The sequence below is a fragment of the Enterobacter sp. AC1 genome (genome assembly GCF_050434705.1).
Lineage (GTDB): Bacteria > Pseudomonadota > Gammaproteobacteria > Enterobacterales > Enterobacteriaceae > Enterobacter > Enterobacter cloacae_L.
On sequence record NZ_JBNDIZ010000008.1, the window covers coordinates 64,308 to 82,757 of the forward strand.

The following is an 18,450-nucleotide window of genomic DNA, read 5'->3' on the forward strand; positions in this document are numbered from 1 at the left end:
TGTCGATAACATACCGCCCCGAAGTGGAAATTTTCCCTTTATTCCCTTGAGTTACATCCAATTTTCGTTTTAAAGACAAGGAATGCGTATGTTCAAACTGGCAAAAGCCGCCGTTCTGGTCGGCCTGTTATCCACTCTGACGGCCTGCACCGGTCACGTTCAAAACACCAAAAATAACTGCAGCTACGATTACCTGCTGCACCCGGCGATCTCTATTTCGAAGATCATCGGTGGTTGCGGACCGGCAGCACAGCAGTAAGCGTTTTACAGGCGTAAAAAAACCGGGGCTTCCCGGTTTTTTAGTTTTGGAGAAGTGCAGCCTGATGCCCTCACCCTGGCCCTCTCCCACGGGGAGAGGGTACAAACCCTAAAAACGGTAACGTGGTTACCGTTTTGCTTTTACCTATGGTTTCGCGACAAACCCAATCGCTTCGTACACCGCTTTCAGGGTTTCGGACGCGCGCGCGCTGGCTTTTTCCGCGCCCTCTTTCATCACTTTCTGCAGGAAAGCTTCATCGTTACGATAGCGGTGATAACGCTCCTGCAGCTCAGTCAGCATGTCGGAAACGGCATCTGCCACTTCGCCTTTCAGGTGGCCGTACATCTTCCCTTCAAAGTGCTGTTCCAGCTCAGAAATGCTCTGGCCGGTAACACCGGAGAGAATATCCAGCAGGTTGGAGACGCCCGCTTTATTCTGCACGTCGTAGCGCACCACAGGCGGCTCGTCGGAGTCGGTCACCGCGCGCTTGAGCTTTTTGACCACCGATTTCGGATCTTCCAGCAGGCCGATAACGTTGTTGCGGTTATCGTCAGACTTGGACATCTTCTTGGTTGGCTCCAGCAGCGACATCACGCGCGCGCCGGATTTCGGAATAAACGGCTCTGGCACCTTAAAGACATCGCCGTAGATCGCGTTGAAGCGCTGGGCAATATCGCGGCTCAGCTCGAGATGCTGCTTCTGGTCTTCGCCCACCGGCACCTGGTTAGTCTGGTACAGCAGGATGTCTGCCGCCATCAGCACCGGATAGTCAAACAGACCGGCGTTGATGTTTTCAGAGTAGCGCGCGGATTTATCCTTGAACTGGGTCATGCGGCTCAGTTCACCGAAATAGGTGTAGCAGTTCAGCGCCCAGCCCAGCTGTGCATGCTCTGGCACATGGGACTGAACAAAAATGGTGCTCTTCTCAGGATCGATCCCACAGGCCAGATACAGGGCGAGGGTGTCCAGCGTGGCTTTGCGCAGCTTCTCAGGATCCTGACGGGCGGTAATTGCGTGGAGATCGACGATGCAGTAAATGCAATGGTAGTCATCCTGCATGCTGACCCACTGACGTAACGCACCCATGTAGTTACCAATGGTCAATTCACCTGAAGGCTGTGCGCCACTAAAAACGATGGGCTTAGTCATTATTCAATTCCTGATGTTCACTGTGCGAAAGCCCGAGTGCGGGCAACAAATCTTTGAAGTGGTCGAACACAACATCCGGCTCACTTAGCGTGATGGCCTCACCGTAGTTGTAGCCATAGGTTAATCCGACGGAAGGACACCCAGCCGCTCGGGCAGCCAGAATATCATTGCGCGAATCACCGACAAAGAGCAGCTCAGCAGGTGTTAAGGATAATTTTCCTGCCACCAGCAGCAGCGGTTCCGGATGCGGCTTTTTGTTTTGCACATCGTCGCCGCCCACAATCACGGAGAAGTACTTCGCGATATCCAGCGCTTCAAGCAGCGGTGCCACAAACGGCGTCGGTTTGTTGGTCACCAGCCCCAGCGGAATGCCCTTCGCGTGCAGCGCGCTCAGCGTTTCCGTAACGTCCGGGAAGAGGAAACTGCCCTCCTCGACGGTCTCTTCATAGAAACGATCGAACAGTTTGCGCAGAATGCGCAGCTGCTCTTCCTGCGGGATATCGGCATGATCGACGCTCGGTTTACCCTGCGCGGAACGCTGCGACGCGCGCTCCTGACGTGCCCACGTCAACGCGCGCTCCATCAGGACATCGGCGCCGTTGCCAATCCACGTCACCACGCGCTCTTCGCCCGCAACGGGCAGCTCAAGGGCATACAGCGCCTGGTCCACGGCACTCGTTAAGCCCGGCGCGCTGTCAACCAGCGTGCCGTCGAGGTCGAATGCCACCCCCCGAATTGCCTGCAACTTATCCATGACTTACCTTCGCCAGCTCGCGGCGCATTTCATCAATGACTTTTTTGTAATCCGGTTGGTCGAAAATCGCTGAACCTGCAACGAACATATCCGCGCCCGCTGCCGCAATTTCACCAATGTTATTCACTTTCACACCGCCGTCTACTTCCAGGCGAATATCGTAACCTGACTCATCAATGCGGCGGCGTACTTCACGCAGCTTATCGAGCGTGTGAGGAATGAACGACTGACCGCCAAAGCCGGGGTTAACGGACATCAGCAGAATGACATCCAGCTTGTCCATGACGTAGTCGAGATAGCTCAGCGGCGTGGCCGGGTTAAATACCAGGCCCGCCTTGCAGCCGTTCTCTTTGATCAACTGCAGGGTGCGATCCACATGTTCAGAAGCTTCCGGATGGAAGGTGATGATGCTGGCGCCCGCTGCGGCGAAATCTGGCACGATACGGTCAACAGGTTTCACCATCAGATGAACGTCAATCGGGGCGGTAATGCCGTAGTTGCGCAGCGCCTTAAGCACCATTGGACCAATGGTCAGATTGGGGACGTAGTGGTTATCCATAACGTCGAAATGGACGACATCTGCGCCAGCCGCGAGAGCTTTAGCGGTATCTTCACCCAGGCGGGCAAAATCGGCCGACAGAATTGAGGGAGCAATCAAAAACTGTTTCATCCGCATCTCCTTGAAATGTGTTTACCGGCGGGCAAAACGGCTCAGGGGCGATAAAGAGCCAGGAGTTCGTCCACCTTTTTACGTGTGCCGCCGTTGCTGCTAATGCTACGCCGCACTTTAACCTGAAAATGCTTCGCGGCTTTGTACCATTCGCGCGTATCAGGGGTATCGTGATTTGAAATTAACACCGGAATTCTTTTGCTGACCAGCTTTTCCGCCATCTCCGCCAGACGGGCCTGTTCGGCCGGGCTGAAGCTGTTGGTGTGATAGGCGGTGAAGTTCGCCGTCGCCGACAGCGGCGCGTAAGGGGGATCGCAGTAAACCACCGAGTTTACGCCTGCCAGTTCCATACACTCTTCATACGAGAGGCAGTGAAACTCGGCATGCTGTGCTTTTTCGGCAAAGTGATACAGCTCGTCCTGTGGGAAATAGGGACGCTTGTAGCGGCCAAAAGGCACGTTAAATTCCCCACGAAGATTATAACGGCACAGGCCGTTGTAACCATGACGGTTGAGATAGAGGAACAGCAGCGCCCTACGAAACGGATCCTGGCTCTGGTTAAACTCCGCACGGAACTGGTAGTAAACGTCCGGGTTATTGTTCTCAGGCGTAAACAGTGCACGCGCCTCTGCGACATACTCATCGGTACGATGCTTAACGATGTTATAGAGGCTGATAAGGTCGCTGTTGATATCCGCCAGGATATAACGAGAAAAATCGGTGTTCAGGAACACCGATCCTGCACCCACGAAAGGCTCGATAAGACACTCGCCTTTCGGCAGGTGCTTTTTAATATCATCGAGCAGGGGGTATTTCCCCCCTGCCCATTTCAGAAAAGCGCGATTTTTTTTCATGCTGACTAACTGATTACACCTTCTCCGGCTGTGGAGAAAGCTCCGACAGCATCCTGCGCTTTAAACATTACTTCAGATCGGCCTGAACCTGATGAATCGGCTTCGCCCACGGGTTTTTCGCCTGAACGTCTGCTGGCAGCGTCGCCACGGCACGTTTTGCTTCATCTTTTGAAGCATACACACCGCTCACCAGCACATACCACGGCTGACCGTTACGGGTCGTCTGATAAACAACATAGTTTTTCAGATTGGATTTCTTCGCCCAACCGTTGAGGTTGTCATAGTTAGACGAACTGCTCAGCTGCAGCGTGTAGTTGCTGGATGGCGCAGACTTCAGCGAACCGACGTTACCTGCCGTTTTACCTGCCGCGCCGCTGGATGCTGTTGCCGTTGTGGCAGGCGCAGCTGTGGCAGCCGGTGCCGTGGTGGTTGCCGTTGCTTTCGGTGCAGTCTGCGTGACTGGCGCTTTAGCAGGCTCGCTCACCGCAGCCGTTTCAGTGTGTTTCGGCTGTGCCGGTACGGCTTTCACTTCAGGCGCTTTTACCACTGCCTGAGGTTTGGCTTCACGCTTAGGCTCAATCACCGCCTGCTTACGTTCAGGACGTGTCGCAGTCTGCGTCTGGCGCGGTTTGGTTTCCGTCGCGGCCGTTTGCGGCTGAGCGTTACCACCGCGAATCGGGGCAACGGTTGCAGGTTCAGTTGGCAGCGTAGAGTTAACCACGACGTTATCAACCTGCTGCTGATTCTGTGGCTGCGTCAGCGCATTGTTCAGGTCTCCCTGAACTTCTACGCGCTGCTGGCCTTCAGGCGTAGCAGGTGTCTGGCCCTGAGCAGGGGTAGAGGAAACGGGCGGCAGAGAAACATCCTGCGGCGTTGTTGTGTTACCCGCGGTCTGCTCGGCGGAAGTGGCACCCGGAGCAGGCTGCGCGCCATTCGCCTGATTGGACGCATCGTTACCGGAAAGGTTAATGCTCTTCTCAGCGGAAGCGGTTTGCTCGGTTGAGTTCGTTGACGGTGCTTTTAGCGCGGAGCCAATGCCGACAATCAGCAGCACAAGCACCAAAACGCCAAGGCCCATCATGATGTACTGGCGGGAAGCCGGTTTTGGCGCAGCGGCTTTTTTACGTTTACGCGGGCGACGCTCTACAGGCTGTTCGTCCATTGAATCTTCTTCGGACTCATAATCCTCTTCTTCTCGCTCCTCGTGCGCGTTGCGGCTGCGCGAAGGGCGACGATCGTCTGCATCCAGATCAACATCGTCAAAGTTGATCTGCGGCTCGTTATCACGTTCTGAAGATTGACGAGAACGACCAGTACGACGATCGCTGGGATCGGGTTTCAGCTCGTCTTCTGGTTTGAATTCATCCATTTAACACCCCACTCAAAGGCTTATGCCAACGACTTTGCATTTCACCTGAAGCTAAACGACCACCTGCAACAGTGGCCTGACCTTTCTAGTTGTTACGCCTGCTGACAATCAGCGATAGCGCCAAGAACGACATCGTGCGGCACTCCGCCGCGCACTTCACTTTTCCCTATTGCAAGCGGGAGTACAAGACGCATCTCGCCTGCCAATACTTTTTTATCGCGCATCATGTGGGGTAAATACGCTTGCGCCGACATCTCCTGCGGCCCGGTTACCGGCAAACCTGCACGCTCAAGCAGCGCAATGATGCGTGCCGTCTCTTCCGGCTTGAACTGTCCAAGACGTTCAGAGGTGCGGGCAGCCATTACCATGCCGGCCGCAACGGCTTCACCGTGCAGCCAGTTACCGTAACCCATTTCGGCCTCAATCGCGTGACCAAACGTATGCCCAAGATTCAGTAAAGCACGTAAGCCCGTTTCACGCTCGTCTGCCGCGACAACTTCTGCTTTCAGCTCACAGCAACGACGAATGCAATACGCCAGTGTAGCCTCATCCAGGCGCAACAACGCATCCATATTCTCTTCAAGCCAGTTAAAGAACTCGCCATCCAGAATAATGCCGTATTTGATCACTTCCGCCAGGCCAGAAGCCAGCTCGCGCTTCGGCAGGGTTTTCAGACAGTCGAGATCCACCACCACCGATGCGGGCTGGTAGAACGCGCCAATCATGTTTTTACCGAGCGGATGGTTGACTGCCGTTTTGCCACCCACAGAGGAGTCGACCTGGGACAGTAACGTGGTCGGGATTTGAATAAAGCGGACACCACGTTGATAGCTTGCGGCCGCAAAGCCGGTCAGATCGCCCACAACACCGCCGCCCAGGGCAAGCAGTGTTGTATCGCGACCGTGCGGTTTTTGCAGCAATGCGGTAAAGACGGTATCCAGTACCGCCAGGCTTTTATACTGCTCGCCATCGGGGAGAATCACACTGTCGACTTTAACGCCCGCCTGCTCAAGCAGGTGGTGTACACGGTCGAGATAAAGCGGAGCCAGCGTCTCATTGGTGACCAGCATCGCCTGATCACCCGCTTTCAGTGGTAAAAAGGAAGCTGGATCGTTAAACAAGCCAGCCGCGATGGTGATAGGGTAACTACGTTCCCCGAGAGTAACTGTAATCCTCTCCATGACGCGACATCCACCTTTAATGCTTTACCCGCAGGCGAGTGTATATAAAGCCAGAATCAGTTGCTTTCCAGCATATGAATAATCTGGTTTGCAACCACTTTAGCGCTCTGATCGTCAGTACGAATGGTCACATCGGCAATCTCTTCATACAGCGGATTGCGTTCATCGGCCAACGCTTCCAGAACTTCGCGTGGTGGCGTTTCAACCTGCAGCAGCGGGCGCTTTTTATCACGCTGCGTACGTGCCAGCTGTTTCTCAATGGTCGTCTCAAGATAGACCACTACGCCACGGGCGGAGAGACGGTTGCGGGTTTCGCGAGATTTCACAGAGCCGCCGCCTGTTGCCAGAACGATGCCCTGTTTTTCCGTGAGTTCGTTGATCACTTTTTCTTCTCGGTCACGGAAACCTTCTTCGCCTTCTACGTCGAAAACCCAGCCCACATCAGCTCCGGTTCGTTTCTCAATCTCTTGATCAGAATCGTAAAATTCCATATTGAGTTGTTGAGCTAACTGACGCCCAATAGTGCTTTTGCCGGCACCCATAGGCCCAACCAGAAAGATATTGCGTTTCTCTGCCATTTTATCGGTACTACTAAGACTATTCGTTAATGGTAATCCCCGCTTCGCAGACACCCAGCGTAGCAGGACATGAACTGAAACCTCATATGCAATAGAGCGAGAGTCAGACTAAAAATTATCTCAATACTCCGGCTTGTTTGGCAACTGATTAAATTACCGCGCCGGATGCATAAGGTAATAAGACGTAAGTCCAACTCAAATCGGTACTCCTTGTATGCTAATTCATGCCCCACGTCAAACTTCTGCAACAAACTGAATGCAAAATCATTGCGGGGATCGTTACCCGTCAGCGAATACCGACCAGACGTGGCGTAATAAACACCACTAGCTCGCGTCGTTCGTTATCTTTCCCGTCATGGCGAAAAAGCGCGCCAATCCAGGGGATGCTGCCCAGCCCCGGCACGCTGTCACTGCCGGTTTTGTTCTTTTGTGAAAAAATACCGCCCAGCGCCAGCGTTTCGCCACTTTTTACTTCAACCTGCGTTTCTATCTCCTGTTTGTCGATAGCCAGCGTTTCCCCGTCAGCCTGCTGCAGGACCTGTCCTGGCATATTTTCGCTGATGTGTAATTTCAGGCGCACGCGTCCCCCCGGCAGTACCACCGGCGTCACCTCCATCCCCAACACCGCCTCTTTGAACTCGACGGAGGTTGCGCCGCTTTCACCGCTTGAGACCTGATACGGTATTTCACTGCCCTGCTTAATACTGGCCGGTTGCATATGCGAGGCCAGCAACCTCGGGCTGGCGATGATATCGACCTGCTGTTTTTGCTCCAGCGCAGACAGCTCCAGATCCAGCAGCCGACCGTTGATTCGCCCGATATTAAAACCCACGTGGCTGGTGGCGCCAGCCACGGAAAGATCGCCGCCAAGCGTCGTGAGCTGTCCAACCTTGCCCGCGTCGGTGGCGTCGGCGAGATTCCACTTCACCCCCAGCTCGCGCAGGCTTTTTTCAGTAATGGTCACAATGTGCGCAGCCAGCTCTACCTGCTCGACGGGAATATCCATCTGAGTGGCCCAGCGCTGGAGCGTATCCACCACCGTTTGGTTATCCCGAATCAGCAGGCGGTTGGTACGTTTGTCGACGGATAAGCTCCCCTTTGGGCTCAGGAGCTTTTCTGCGGCTTTTTGCAGCTCTGCGGCATCGGCATAGGAAAAAGAGAGGCTTTGTGAGACCAGCGGTGCATCAAGCTGTCGACGCGTCCGCTCCTGTTCAGAACGTTCCTGCTGTTCACGCTGCCACGCCGCGGTATGAACATAAAAAATCCCCCCCTCCTCTCGCAAAACGAGTCCGGCGCTGGAGACAACCGTCTGTATCGCTTGCCGCCAGGGGACGCGCGTAAGATTGAGAGAAAGCGTGCCGCTCACATCAGGCGATACCACCAGATTGCGGCTCTCCTGTGCGACCAGCGCCTGCAGCACCTGGACCACAGGGACGTCATCCACCACCAGCGTGACCGGCTTTGGCGCGGCGGCCCACAGCGGATGGCTGAACGCCAGCAGCAACAGCATTATCCGTAAATTCATTCTTATCCGTTCCTTCTCGTTGCCACGTCCATCGGACGGGGTCACAGGTATCACCCACATCAACAACCAGCTCAGATTCATTGATGGCTGTTATCTGCCAGCCCGCCGGGAAGCGTTCGTGCGCTTTCAGCCGGTACCAGCGCTTTTGCCCATCCTGCAAGATGCCAATAGCCTGACGTCCTCCCACCATGCCGCGATAGTGCCATTGCGCCAGTTCACCAATGGCGCAAGGATCGTCCGGCGGGCGAAACGGATCGCGCATACCGGTTAAGAGCAACACTGAGCAAACCAGCAGATATCGCACGCTATTCCGCATGATTCAGCTCCAGCCGCAGGCGTAACGCCTTACCTTCAGGCGCAATAGCGAAAGCCGCGACCTGCACGTCCCGCTGCGCCAGCCGGGAAAAAAGCCCCGGGATCGCCGGCCACTCAACCTCCAGCGCCAGTTCTCCTCCGTTCGGCAGCGGCTTCCAGTGAACCAGCGTCGTGCCATTGTCCTGAAAATCGAGCGGTGAAAACGGCGTCAGCTCCCGTACTTTCGTCATTTCCGGGTGAAACGGCGTCTTTCTGACCGCAGGCCATAACGCCGCGTTTGCCCTTACGTCCTGGATAAGCTGGCGTTGTCGTTCAGCACACTGCAGGTCTACCGGTCTGAGCAAGGTGCCCCACGCAGCCAATGCTGCCAGGAGACTCCCCAGACACCAGCAGAGCACCCGAATCCAGGCACGACTCTCGCACCAGCGTTCCAACAGGGTATTCACGCGTTATCCCTCGCTTTTAAGATGAAAGGTAAACATCCAGCGCCCCTGATTATCCTGCCGAAGCTCACCCGCCGTCCCGGGGGTAAAACCGGCAATTTGTCCAAGCGCATCACGCAGGGCGGAGAGGGCCGGCAGAGTTGTGGCATGTCCGGCCAGCATCAGCGCAGGCGGCTGATAGCGCAGTTCCGTCAGCCAGACCTGTGCAGGAATGGCGCGGGAAAGTGACTCCATCACCGGTTGCCACAGGCGTTGCTGACGCGCAGGCATCTGCGTTTGTGCAGCAAGCCGCTGGTGAGAGGCCAGCACGTGCTGCACGGACTGCATTCCCGCCAGATCCGCTTGCAGGGCATGCAGCCGCATGAGATGGGTCATCCGCAAACAAAAAATGACCATGAGCATCACCAGCGCTGTGCCGAAAAACATCGCGCCCCAGAACCGCAGGCATCGCGCGCGCCGCTGCTGTCGCCACGGCAGAAGATTCGTGCTGCTCATTCGGGCACCTGACTCATGGCCAGCGCCAGCGCAACGGTATAATCAGCGCCGCATTCCGGTAACGGGGCATGGCAGCGCTCCAGGGTTTCCCACGGGTCACGTCGGCTATCAAACAGCGCGATGTCATCCGGACCAAGGGCCAGCAGCGCCGACAGCTCAGCCACGTTTTCTGCTTCGGCGGCAACACGACGGCCCCACTGGTGGCGCATTGCCCAGAGCCACTGCCGCTCGTCCCGCCAGGCGACGCACTGCGCCGGCGCCACGGCAGGAAGAAGATTCTTCAGCGCGCTGGCGTCCGGGGTAATGGTCACCAGCCGCAAACGCAGCGTTTTCGCCAGCGTCAGAAGCGTTTCGACCTCGTTGTTTTGTGCCGCAGTGACGTGAAAGGTATTGCTGAAGGTGTCCTGCGCGTAATCGAAACAGAGCGCCTCCGCAGAGACCTCCAGCTCGCGCGAGAGCGCCGCGCCAAGCCACGAGAGCTGCTCGCTGTCGCGCAGCGCAATGGTCGGGCGGGGAAGCGACCTTTGCAGGGTGCGCGCGGCCGGGAAAGAGAGAAACACCCGGTGAGAGTGCGGTAACGTTTTCCGCCAGTCGCGCAACGCATCAGCCAGCTGTTCTGGCTGACAAATCTTGCCGTCACGAATGATGCCTTCGGCCAGAGGAATTGCCCACCAGCGGCGCAAACACCAGCCCGACTTCTCCCGGACCAACGCGACGATTAGCACCCTATCCTGTTGAATATGAACGCCCGTTTGCCATGTTTTGAAAGCCATGCTTCACGATCTCCTTATCGCCCGTCACCTTGACGGCTATATCAATGCATCAGGGTTGCCTTTATACTACCGCGCGATTGTTTAGAAACTGCCCAAGTGAAACCAAATGGGAAATCTCCGGTGAAGTTCGTAAAGTATTTATTCATCCTTGCAGTCTGTTGCATTCTGCTGGGAGCAGGCTCGATTTACGGTTTATACAAATATATTGAGCCACAGCTGCCTGATGTCGCCACGCTTCGCGATGTGCGTCTCCAGATCCCGATGCAGGTCTATAGCGCCGATGGCGAGTTAATGGCGCAGTATGGCGAGAAGCGCCGTATCCCGCTGACCTTAAACCAAATTCCTCCTGTCATGGTGAAGGCCTTTATCGCCACCGAGGACAGCCGTTTTTACGAGCACCACGGTGTCGATCCGGTGGGGATTTTCCGTGCCGCGAGCATTGCGCTGTTTTCTGGTCATGCCTCTCAGGGGGCGAGTACCATTACGCAGCAGCTGGCGCGTAACTTCTTCCTCAGCCCTGAAAAGACGCTGACCCGTAAGATCAAAGAGGTATTCCTTGCGATCCGTATTGAGCAGCTGCTGAGCAAAAACGAGATCCTTGAGCTGTACCTCAATAAAATCTACCTGGGCTACCGTGCCTATGGCGTGGGGGCTGCAGCGCAGGTGTACTTCGGTAAGCCCGTTGAGCAGCTCACCTTAAGCGAAATGGCAACCATCGCCGGTCTGCCGAAAGCGCCGTCCACGTTTAACCCGCTCTACTCGCTCGACCGCGCCACCGCGCGTCGTAACGTCGTCCTGTCACGTATGCTGAGCGAAGGCTATATCAGCCAGAGCGAGTACGACCAGGCGCGCAACGATGTCATTGACGCCAACTACCATGCCCCTGAGATTGCCTTCTCAGCCCCTTATCTGACCGAAATGGTTCGCCAGGAGATGGTGAACCGCTATGGTGATAAGGCCTATGAGGATGGCTACCGCGTTTACACCACCGTCACCCGCAAGGTTCAGCAGGCGGCTCAGGAAGCGGTGCGCAATAACGTGATGGACTACGATATGCGTCACGGCTATCGCGGTCCGTCAAACGTGCTCTGGAAAGTGGGCGAGAGCGCGTGGGACAGCAAAAAAATTACCAGTACGCTGAAAGCGCTGCCAACCTATGGTCCGCTTCTTCCCGCCGTGGTGACTCAGGCCGATCCTCAGGAAGCCGTAGCGACGCTCGCGGACGGTACGTCCGTCTCCCTGCGTATGGACGGTATCCGCTGGGCGCGTCCGTACCGTTCGGATACCCTGCAAGGCCCAACCCCGCGTAAAGTGACCGATGCAGTACAAACCGGGCAACAAATCTGGGTGCGCAAGGTGGCCGATGCCTGGTGGCTGGCACAGGTACCGGACGTCAACTCGGCCCTGGTCTCTATCAATCCACAGAACGGCGCAGTAATGGCTCTGGTCGGTGGCTTCGATTTTAACCAGAGCAAATTTAACCGCGCCACCCAGGCGCTGCGTCAGGTCGGTTCCAATATCAAACCGTTCCTCTACACGGCGGCGATGGATAAGGGCCTGACCCTTGCCAGCATCCTTAACGACGTGCCTATCTCTCGCTGGGATGCCGGTGCGGGTTCCGACTGGCAGCCGAAGAACTCCCCTGCGGAATATGCCGGCCCCATTCGTCTTCGTCAGGGCCTGGGACAGTCGAAAAACGTGGTGATGGTGCGTGCCATGCGCGCGATGGGCGTCGACTATGCCGCAGAGTATCTGCAGCGCTTCGGTTTCCCGGCGCAGAACATCGTTCGTACCGAATCACTGGCGTTAGGCTCAGCCTCCTTTACGCCGCTTCAGGTCGCGCGTGGATACTCGGTGATGGCCAACGGCGGCTTCCTGATTGACCCGTACTTCATCAGTAAGATTGAGAACGATCAGGGCGGCGTGCTGTTCGAGGCGAAGCCGAAAATTGCCTGTGCAGAGTGCGATATTCCGGTGATTTACGGTAATACACCGAAATCTGACGTGCTTGAGAATAAGGACATGGAAGACCCTGCCGTATCGCAGGAGCAGCCGAACGGCGTTGTACCGCAGCCGCAGCTGGAACAGGCGAACCAGGCGCTGGTCGCACAGACCGGCGCGCAGGAATATGCCCCGCACGTGATCAACACGCCGCTGTCGTTCCTGATTAAGAGCGCGCTGAACACTAACATCTTCGGTGAACCGGGCTGGCAGGGCACCGGCTGGCGCGCAGGGCGTGATTTGCAGCGCCATGACATCGGCGGCAAAACGGGGACAACCAACAGCTCGAAAGACGCGTGGTTCTCCGGTTACGGTCCGGGCGTGGTGACATCAGTGTGGATCGGTTTCGACGATCATCGCCGTGATTTAGGCCGTACAACGGCGTCTGGCGCGATTAAAGATCAGATTTCCGGCTACGAAGGCGGCGCGAAAAGTGCGCAACCGGCCTGGGATGCCTACATGAAATCGGTTCTTGAAGGCGTACCGGAGCAGCCGCTGACGCCGCCGCCAGGCGTGGTGACGGTCAATATCGACCGCAGCACGGGCCAGCTCGCCAACGGCGGCAATAGCCGCGAAGAGTATTTCATCGAAGGCACGCAGCCGACCACACAGGCGGTGCATGAGGTGGGTACAGAGATTATTGATAACGGCGAAACGCACGAGCTGTTTTAAGCATAAAAATGCCCGGTAAAACCGGGCAAAGTATTGTAGGCCGGGTAAGGCGAAGCCGCCACCCGGCTTTTTTTATGGCCTACAGCCGCCCTTGCCCCTTCAGCCACTCCCGAACCAGGAACAGCGCGCTCACGTTGCGCGCTTCATTAAAGTCTGGGTCCTCCAGCAGATCCATCAGATGCGCTAGCGGCCAGCGAACCTGCGGCAGCGGCTCCGGCTCGTCCCCTTCCAGCGATTCAGGGTAGAGATCTTCAGCCACCACGATATTCATTTTGCTGGAAAAATAGGACGGTGCCATGCTCAGTTTTTTCAGGAACGAAAGCTCGTTCGCCCCAAAGCCCACCTCTTCTTTCAGCTCGCGGTTTGCCGCTTCAAAGACGGTTTCGCCCGGGTCGATAAGCCCTTTTGAAAACCCAAGCTCGTAAGATTCCGTTCCCACAGCGTATTCGCGGATCAAAATCAGATGATCGTCGACAATCGGAACAATCATCACCGCTTCGCGCGAAGAGGGGCGCATACGTTCATAAACGCGACGCACACCGTTGCTGAACTCCAGGTCCACACTTTCGACATTAAACAGACGCGATTTGGCGACGGTTTCAACATTCAGAATGGTGGGTTTTTGTAGTGGTTTGCTCATCGTGATGGGTCTTAGCAGTGAGAACTGGCGTTATTGTGCGATATGCCGCACGGTTTCGGCAATGTCAATCGTTCTTTATTTACATTTATGCAACGTAGCAGGGATCAATCCTCAATTCAAAACAAATGTCAAGAGGTTGAAATGTTTCCAGGAATTTGCTGATATCGCGCCATAACAGGCTTTGCTATCATCACCGGTCACTGGGATGCGCTTCAGAATGCTCAAGTTCGACTCCATACTTGCCGATAGCCAACCTCAGATTCTCGTTCAATGGAAAGGTGCTACTGACTACACCTGTAAGATAAGTAAGATGGGGAAAGCATGAGCACCATTTTGATTGTTCTCGCTGCTATGCTGGCCGGCGCGTTGGTTGCAGGGTGGATGTACAGGCGTCGCGTACAGCGCCGTTATCGTCTGCCCTTTTTAAATGCATTTGCGGGAGCGACCACGCGCAAACTCACGCAAGATGAGCGTGATGCGGTTGAAAACTATCTCGAAATTCTGAACCGTTCTCAGTTAACCCCTGGGCCGACGGGAGCCACTGCTGCGCCTGTCGCGCTAAAGCTTAATACGCAAAGCGATACCGTGCTCTGCGTGACGCGCTCCATCACGCGCTACGGCATCACCACCGACGATCCCAACAAATGGCGCTATTACCTCGATTCCGTCGAAGTGCATCTGCCCCCGTCCTGGGAGCAATACATTAATGACGAAAACAGCGTTGAGCTGATTCACACCGATTCGCTGCCCCTCGTTATTTCGCTTAACGGACACACGCTGAATGAGTACCTTCAGGAAGCGCCGCGTTTTGCGCTTGAGCGCGCGAGTTCGACACAGGCCTCCATTCGTGGCGAAGAGACAGAGCAGATCGAACTGCTGAACATTCGCCAGGAGACATATGAAGAGTACGCCCTGAGCCGCCCGGACGGCATTCGTGAAGCCGTTCTGATCGTCGCCGCCTTCCTGCTCTTTTTTATCTGCCTGCTGACGCCGGACGTGTTTGTTCCCTGGCTGGCCGGTGGTGCGGTGCTGCTGCTGGCAGGTGGGCTTTGGGGACTCTTTGCCCCGCCAGCCAAGACCTCGCTGCGTGAGATCCACTGCCTGCGCGGGACGCCAAAGCGCTGGGGCCTGTTCGGCGAAAACGATCAGGAGCATCTCAACAATATCTCGCTCGGTATTATCGACCTTATCTACCCGCGCCACTGGCAACCGTGGATTGCGCAGGACTTAGGCCAGAAAACCGATATTGATATCTACCTTGACCGCCACGTTGTGCGTCAGGGACGTTTCTTATCCCTGCATGATGAAGTGAAAAATTTCCCGCTTCAGCACTGGCTTCGCAGTACGGTCATTGCGGGAGGCGCCGCGCTGGTCTTTATCATGCTGCTGCTTTTCGTACCGCTGGATATGCCCATCAAATTCACCCTGTCGTGGATCAAAGGGGCGCAAACCATCGAAGCGACCAGCGTCAACAAGCTGGATGAAGCCGGTGTGCGCGTAGGGGACACGCTGCGCCTGAAGGGCACCGGGATGTGTAATATTCACGCCCCAGGGGCGTGGAACACGCGCCAGAACTCGCCGTTCATGCCGTTCGACTGCTCGCAAATTATCTGGAACGATGCACCGCCGCTGCCCCTGCCGGAATCCGAAGTGGTGAATAAAGCCACGGCCCTTACCCAGACGGTGAACCGCCAGCTGCACCCGAAACCGGACGATGATTCGCGCGTAAGCCCTGCGCTGCGCTCGGCCATTCAGAAATCAGGCATGGTTCTGCTGGATGATTTTGGTGACATCGTCCTGAAAACTGAAGATCTCTGCTCCTCGCAGGATGAGTGCATACGCCTCAAGAATGCGCTGGTCAACCTGGGGAACAGCAAAGACTGGGACTCTCTGGTAAAGCGCGCCGAAGCGGGACGCCTGGATGGCGTTAACGTGCTGCTGCGCCCGGTTAGCGCCGAATCGCTGGATAACCTGGTCGCCACCTCGACATCGCCGTTCATGATGCGCGAAACCACCCGTGCGGCTCAGGCGCTGAACAGCCCGGCACCGGGCGGGTTTGTGATTGTCAGCGATGAGGGCAGCGACCTGGTCGATCAGCCCTATCCGCAGGTAGCGCTTTATGACTACCCGGCGCAGGAACAGTGGAATCAATTCCAGCGTCTGGCGCAGATGCTGATGCAAACGCCGTTCAGCGCCGAAGGGATTGTCACGAGTATTTATACCGACGCCAACGGCACTCGCCATATCGGCCTGCACCGGATGCCGGATAGCGCAGGTTTGTGGCGTTACATCGGCACCTCACTGCTGATGATCGCGATGCTTGTCGCCATTTTCTGGAACGGTTTTATGGCCCTGCGCCGCTACCAGCGCTCGCGCACCCGGCTTGCCGACATCCAGCAGTATTACGAAAATTGCCTCAATCCGAAGCTGATCCCCTCCTCTGAGAGCCTGATCTGATAACGTCGTTGCGCGACAAGATGTGCTACCCTGTCGCGCACGTTTCTTCTGGCTGGAGTTCCCCTTATGCATCTTGATATCGCCTGGCAGGAGGTTGATACCGTTCTGCTGGATATGGACGGCACGCTGCTCGATCTCGCCTTTGATAACTACTTCTGGCAAAAGCTGGTTCCTGAAACCTATGGCGAGCAACAGGGTATCTCCCCGGCAGAAGCACAGGCATTTATCCGTTCGCAATATAGCGCCGTGCAACATACGCTAAACTGGTACTGTCTTGACTACTGGAGCGAGCGCCTCGGTCTGGACATTTGCGCCATGACCACCGCCCAGGGCCCACGCGCCGTTTTGCGCGAGGATACGGTTCCGTTCCTGGATGCGCTGAAAGCGAGCGGCAAGCGCCGCATTTTGCTGACCAACGCGCATCCGCATAACCTGGCCGTGAAGCTGGAGCATACGGGGCTTGCGTCGCACCTTGATTTATTACTTTCCACCCACACATTTGGTTATCCGAAAGAGGATCAGCGTTTGTGGCATGCGGTGAAGGAAGAGACGGGTTTGCAGCCAGAACGCACGCTGTTCATTGATGACAGTGAACCCATTCTGGATTCCGCGGCTAAGTTTGGCATTCGCTACTGTCTGGGCGTTACCAATCCTGACTCGGGCCTGGCTGAAAAGAGCTATTTGCGCCATCCGGGACTGAACGACTATCGCCAGATGATCCCCTCACTGACCGTGAAGGAGACGCCATGAAAGAAAAACCCTCTGATGGGGTAAGACTGGATAAATGGCTGTGGGCAGCGCGTTTTTATAAAACTCGCGCCCTTGCCCGCGAGATGGTTGACGGCGGTAAAGTGCATTACAACGGCCAGCGCAGCAAACCGAGCAAGCTGGTTGAGCTGAATGCCACCTTAACGCTGCGTCAGGGCAACGATGAGCGTACGGTAGTGATCAAAGCCATTACCGAACAACGACGCCCCGCAGCAGAAGCCGTACAGCTGTATGAAGAGACGGCGGAAAGCATTGAAAAGCGCGAGAAAACCGCGCTGGCGCGCAAAATGAACGCGCTGACCATGCCCCACCCGGACCGGCGACCGGATAAAAAAGAGCGCCGCGATCTGATGAAATTTAAACACGGTGAGACCGAGTAAGCCTCACCTGCACGAGAGACTATTATGGCCCAACACGACCAATTACACCGCTATCTGTTTGAACAATTCGCCGTGCGCGGCGAGCTGGTCACCGTATCCGAAACCTGGAAACAGATTCTGGAAAACCACAACTACCCGCTGCCGGTGAAGACCCTGTTGGGCGAACTGCTGGTTGCCACCAGCCTGCTGACGGCGACGCTGAAATTTGCCGGTGATATCACCGTGCAGCTGCAGGGTGACGGGCCGATGACGCTGGCGGTAATCAACGGCAATAACCAGCAGCAGATGCGCGGCGTGGCGCGCGTTCAGGGCGACGTGCCTGAAAATGCAGACCTCAAAACGCTGGTGGGTAATGGCTATCTGGTGATCACCATCTCCCCGGAGGAAGGCGAGCGCTATCAGGGCGTGGTGGGTCTGGAAGGCGATACCCTGGCGGCCTGCCTGGAAGATTACTTCATGCGTTCTGAACAGCTGCCAACGCGTCTGTTTATCCGCACCGGTGAAGTGGACGGCCAGCCTGCTGCGGGCGGCATGCTGCTCCAGGTTCTGCCTGCGCAGGACGCACAGACCAATGATTTTGAGCACCTGGCAACGCTGACCGAAACCATCAAGGCGGAAGAGTTGTTCAACCTGTCGGCGACCGACGTGCTGTGGCGTCTGTACCACGAAGAAGAAGTGACCGTCTACGACCCGCAGTCCGTGGAGTTTAAGTGCACCTGCTCACGCGAGCGCTGCGCGGGCGCCCTGAAAACCCTGCCGGACGAAGAGATCGACAGCATCATGGCGGAAGACGGTGAAATAGACATGCACTGTGACTACTGCGGTACGCACTACGTGTTCGATTCGATGGATATCGCGGAGATCCGCAACAACGCCTCCCCGGCGGATCCGCAGGTTCACTAAACCTCTTTCCCCTCACCCTAACCCTCTCCCCAAAGGGGAGAGGGGACTTGAACGCCCTCTCCCCTTTGGGGAGAGGGCTGCGGTGAGGGGTAAAATCCCCCCAAAAGCTGAATCGTTTTCACAATGTAACTCTTACGTAATTTTCTTACGTGTATGCGATTACATTCACATTCTCTCCGATAAAATCACCAGCCTTTAACCTTTTCGGAACATTTTCCCCAACCAAAAAGCGATTCCTGCGATAATCCGCCTGCACTGTGACTG

Annotated in this window: 19 protein-coding genes; 6 read left to right on the forward strand and 13 right to left on the reverse strand. The window is 56.1% G+C overall.

The genetic code is table 11. The features are described 5' to 3' along the window. The first annotated feature begins 88 nt into the window (after positions 1-88). Positions 89-259: a YhfL family protein gene (locus M2433_RS19845; protein WP_008503029.1), complete on the forward strand. Its 171-nt coding sequence runs from the start codon at positions 89-91 to the stop codon at positions 257-259. Positions 260-403: 144 nt separating this feature from the next. Here M2433_RS19845 and trpS read toward each other — a convergent pair whose 3' ends face one another. The 12 genes from trpS to M2433_RS19905 all read right to left on the reverse strand — a co-directional run bounded on the left by trpS (position 404) and on the right by M2433_RS19905 (position 10,365). Continuing rightward, positions 404-1,408 (reverse strand): tryptophan--tRNA ligase, encoded by a 1,005-nt coding sequence (trpS, locus tag M2433_RS19850; protein WP_429056513.1) that lies wholly within the window; start codon positions 1,406-1,408, stop codon positions 404-406. Further along, on the reverse strand, positions 1,401-2,162 hold the full coding sequence (gene gph, locus M2433_RS19855) for a phosphoglycolate phosphatase (RefSeq protein ID WP_429056511.1): 762 nt from the start codon (positions 2,160-2,162) through the stop codon (positions 1,401-1,403). Before gph ends, trpS begins: the two co-directional genes overlap by 8 nt. Beyond that, on the reverse strand, positions 2,155-2,832 hold the full coding sequence (gene rpe / locus M2433_RS19860; protein ID WP_024907923.1) for a ribulose-phosphate 3-epimerase: 678 nt from the start codon (positions 2,830-2,832) through the stop codon (positions 2,155-2,157). The genes gph and rpe overlap by 8 nt, the downstream gene beginning before the upstream one ends. Before the next feature lie 41 nt (positions 2,833-2,873). Further along, complete coding sequence (gene dam, locus M2433_RS19865) at positions 2,874-3,686, reverse strand: adenine-specific DNA-methyltransferase (protein ID WP_047345751.1); 813 nt, start codon at positions 3,684-3,686, stop codon at positions 2,874-2,876. 67 nt (positions 3,687-3,753) lie between these two features. Next, positions 3,754-5,055, reverse strand: a complete 1,302-nt coding sequence (gene damX / locus M2433_RS19870) for a cell division protein DamX (protein WP_429056509.1) — start codon at positions 5,053-5,055, stop codon at positions 3,754-3,756. 92 nt (positions 5,056-5,147) lie between these two features. Next, positions 5,148-6,236, reverse strand: a complete 1,089-nt coding sequence (gene aroB, locus M2433_RS19875) for a 3-dehydroquinate synthase (protein ID WP_429056507.1) — start codon at positions 6,234-6,236, stop codon at positions 5,148-5,150. Between the two features lie 56 nt (positions 6,237-6,292). After that, a complete protein-coding gene (gene aroK, locus M2433_RS19880) occupies positions 6,293-6,814 on the reverse strand; it encodes a shikimate kinase AroK (protein ID WP_003861630.1) in 522 nt (173 codons plus the stop codon). 286 nt (positions 6,815-7,100) lie between these two features. Then, the gene (gene hofQ, locus M2433_RS19885; protein WP_429056864.1) at positions 7,101-8,324 is read right to left on the reverse strand and encodes a DNA uptake porin HofQ; all 1,224 of its coding nucleotides are present in this window, start codon (positions 8,322-8,324) and stop codon (positions 7,101-7,103) included. Further along, positions 8,251-8,655 carry a HofP DNA utilization family protein gene (locus M2433_RS19890; RefSeq protein ID WP_429056501.1) on the reverse strand — a complete coding sequence of 135 codons (405 nt, stop codon included), beginning with the start codon at positions 8,653-8,655 and terminating at the stop codon, positions 8,251-8,253. The genes hofQ and M2433_RS19890 overlap by 74 nt, the downstream gene beginning before the upstream one ends. Then, the gene (locus tag M2433_RS19895) at positions 8,645-9,100 is read right to left on the reverse strand and encodes a HofO (RefSeq protein WP_429056499.1); all 456 of its coding nucleotides are present in this window, start codon (positions 9,098-9,100) and stop codon (positions 8,645-8,647) included. The genes M2433_RS19890 and M2433_RS19895 overlap by 11 nt, the downstream gene beginning before the upstream one ends. Positions 9,101-9,103: 3 nt before the next feature. Continuing rightward, positions 9,104-9,592 carry a PilN domain-containing protein gene (locus M2433_RS19900; RefSeq protein WP_429056497.1) on the reverse strand — a complete coding sequence of 163 codons (489 nt, stop codon included), beginning with the start codon at positions 9,590-9,592 and terminating at the stop codon, positions 9,104-9,106. Beyond that, positions 9,589-10,365, reverse strand: a complete 777-nt coding sequence (locus M2433_RS19905; protein WP_429056495.1) for a DNA utilization protein HofM — start codon at positions 10,363-10,365, stop codon at positions 9,589-9,591. The genes M2433_RS19900 and M2433_RS19905 overlap by 4 nt, the downstream gene beginning before the upstream one ends. A 120-nt stretch (positions 10,366-10,485) precedes the next feature. Between M2433_RS19905 and mrcA the strand changes: the two genes are divergently transcribed. Further along, positions 10,486-13,038: a peptidoglycan glycosyltransferase/peptidoglycan DD-transpeptidase MrcA gene (gene mrcA / locus M2433_RS19910; protein ID WP_429056492.1), complete on the forward strand. Its 2,553-nt coding sequence runs from the start codon at positions 10,486-10,488 to the stop codon at positions 13,036-13,038. A 79-nt stretch (positions 13,039-13,117) separates the two neighbouring features. On the opposite strand, the gene nudE is transcribed toward mrcA, so the two are convergent. Then, the gene (gene nudE, locus M2433_RS19915) at positions 13,118-13,678 is read right to left on the reverse strand and encodes an ADP compounds hydrolase NudE (RefSeq protein ID WP_008503041.1); all 561 of its coding nucleotides are present in this window, start codon (positions 13,676-13,678) and stop codon (positions 13,118-13,120) included. Positions 13,679-13,999: 321 nt separating this feature from the next. Between nudE and M2433_RS19920 the strand changes: the two genes are divergently transcribed. From M2433_RS19920 to hslO, 4 genes are all read left to right on the forward strand, one after another. Further along, the gene (locus M2433_RS19920) at positions 14,000-16,135 is read left to right on the forward strand and encodes an intracellular growth attenuator family protein (protein ID WP_429056489.1); all 2,136 of its coding nucleotides are present in this window, start codon (positions 14,000-14,002) and stop codon (positions 16,133-16,135) included. Positions 16,136-16,201: 66 nt separating this feature from the next. Then, positions 16,202-16,885 (forward strand): GMP/IMP nucleotidase, encoded by a 684-nt coding sequence (yrfG, locus tag M2433_RS19925; RefSeq protein ID WP_047345742.1) that lies wholly within the window; start codon positions 16,202-16,204, stop codon positions 16,883-16,885. Next, positions 16,882-17,283 carry a ribosome-associated heat shock protein Hsp15 gene (hslR, locus tag M2433_RS19930; RefSeq protein WP_059311228.1) on the forward strand — a complete coding sequence of 134 codons (402 nt, stop codon included), beginning with the start codon at positions 16,882-16,884 and terminating at the stop codon, positions 17,281-17,283. The genes yrfG and hslR overlap by 4 nt, the downstream gene beginning before the upstream one ends. Positions 17,284-17,307: 24 nt before the next feature. Next, a complete protein-coding gene (gene hslO, locus M2433_RS19935) occupies positions 17,308-18,186 on the forward strand; it encodes an Hsp33 family molecular chaperone HslO (protein ID WP_429056485.1) in 879 nt (292 codons plus the stop codon). The last annotated feature ends 264 nt before the right edge of the window (positions 18,187-18,450 follow it).

Coding starts and splice junctions, on each gene's coding strand:
- rpe (WP_024907923.1), bottom strand. CDS start 2,832: ATGAAACAGTTTTTGATTGCTCCCTCAATTCTGTCGGCCGATTTTGCC.
- hslR (WP_059311228.1), top strand. CDS start 16,882: ATGAAAGAAAAACCCTCTGATGGGGTAAGACTGGATAAATGGCTGTGG.
- gph (WP_429056511.1), bottom strand. CDS start 2,162: ATGGATAAGTTGCAGGCAATTCGGGGGGTGGCATTCGACCTCGACGGC.
- yrfG (WP_047345742.1), top strand. CDS start 16,202: ATGCATCTTGATATCGCCTGGCAGGAGGTTGATACCGTTCTGCTGGAT.
- nudE (WP_008503041.1), bottom strand. CDS start 13,678: ATGAGCAAACCACTACAAAAACCCACCATTCTGAATGTTGAAACCGTC.
- hslO (WP_429056485.1), top strand. CDS start 17,308: ATGGCCCAACACGACCAATTACACCGCTATCTGTTTGAACAATTCGCC.
- hofQ (WP_429056864.1), bottom strand. CDS start 8,324: ATGCTGTTGCTGCTGGCGTTCAGCCATCCGCTGTGGGCCGCCGCGCCA.
- M2433_RS19900 (WP_429056497.1), bottom strand. CDS start 9,592: ATGAGCAGCACGAATCTTCTGCCGTGGCGACAGCAGCGGCGCGCGCGA.
- aroK (WP_003861630.1), bottom strand. CDS start 6,814: ATGGCAGAGAAACGCAATATCTTTCTGGTTGGGCCTATGGGTGCCGGC.
- M2433_RS19905 (WP_429056495.1), bottom strand. CDS start 10,365: ATGGCTTTCAAAACATGGCAAACGGGCGTTCATATTCAACAGGATAGG.
- trpS (WP_429056513.1), bottom strand. CDS start 1,408: ATGACTAAGCCCATCGTTTTTAGTGGCGCACAGCCTTCAGGTGAATTG.
- M2433_RS19845 (WP_008503029.1), top strand. CDS start 89: ATGTTCAAACTGGCAAAAGCCGCCGTTCTGGTCGGCCTGTTATCCACT.
- damX (WP_429056509.1), bottom strand. CDS start 5,055: ATGGATGAATTCAAACCAGAAGACGAGCTGAAACCCGATCCCAGCGAT.
- M2433_RS19920 (WP_429056489.1), top strand. CDS start 14,000: ATGAGCACCATTTTGATTGTTCTCGCTGCTATGCTGGCCGGCGCGTTG.
- dam (WP_047345751.1), bottom strand. CDS start 3,686: ATGAAAAAAAATCGCGCTTTTCTGAAATGGGCAGGGGGGAAATACCCC.
- aroB (WP_429056507.1), bottom strand. CDS start 6,236: ATGGAGAGGATTACAGTTACTCTCGGGGAACGTAGTTACCCTATCACC.
- M2433_RS19890 (WP_429056501.1), bottom strand. CDS start 8,655: ATGCGGAATAGCGTGCGATATCTGCTGGTTTGCTCAGTGTTGCTCTTA.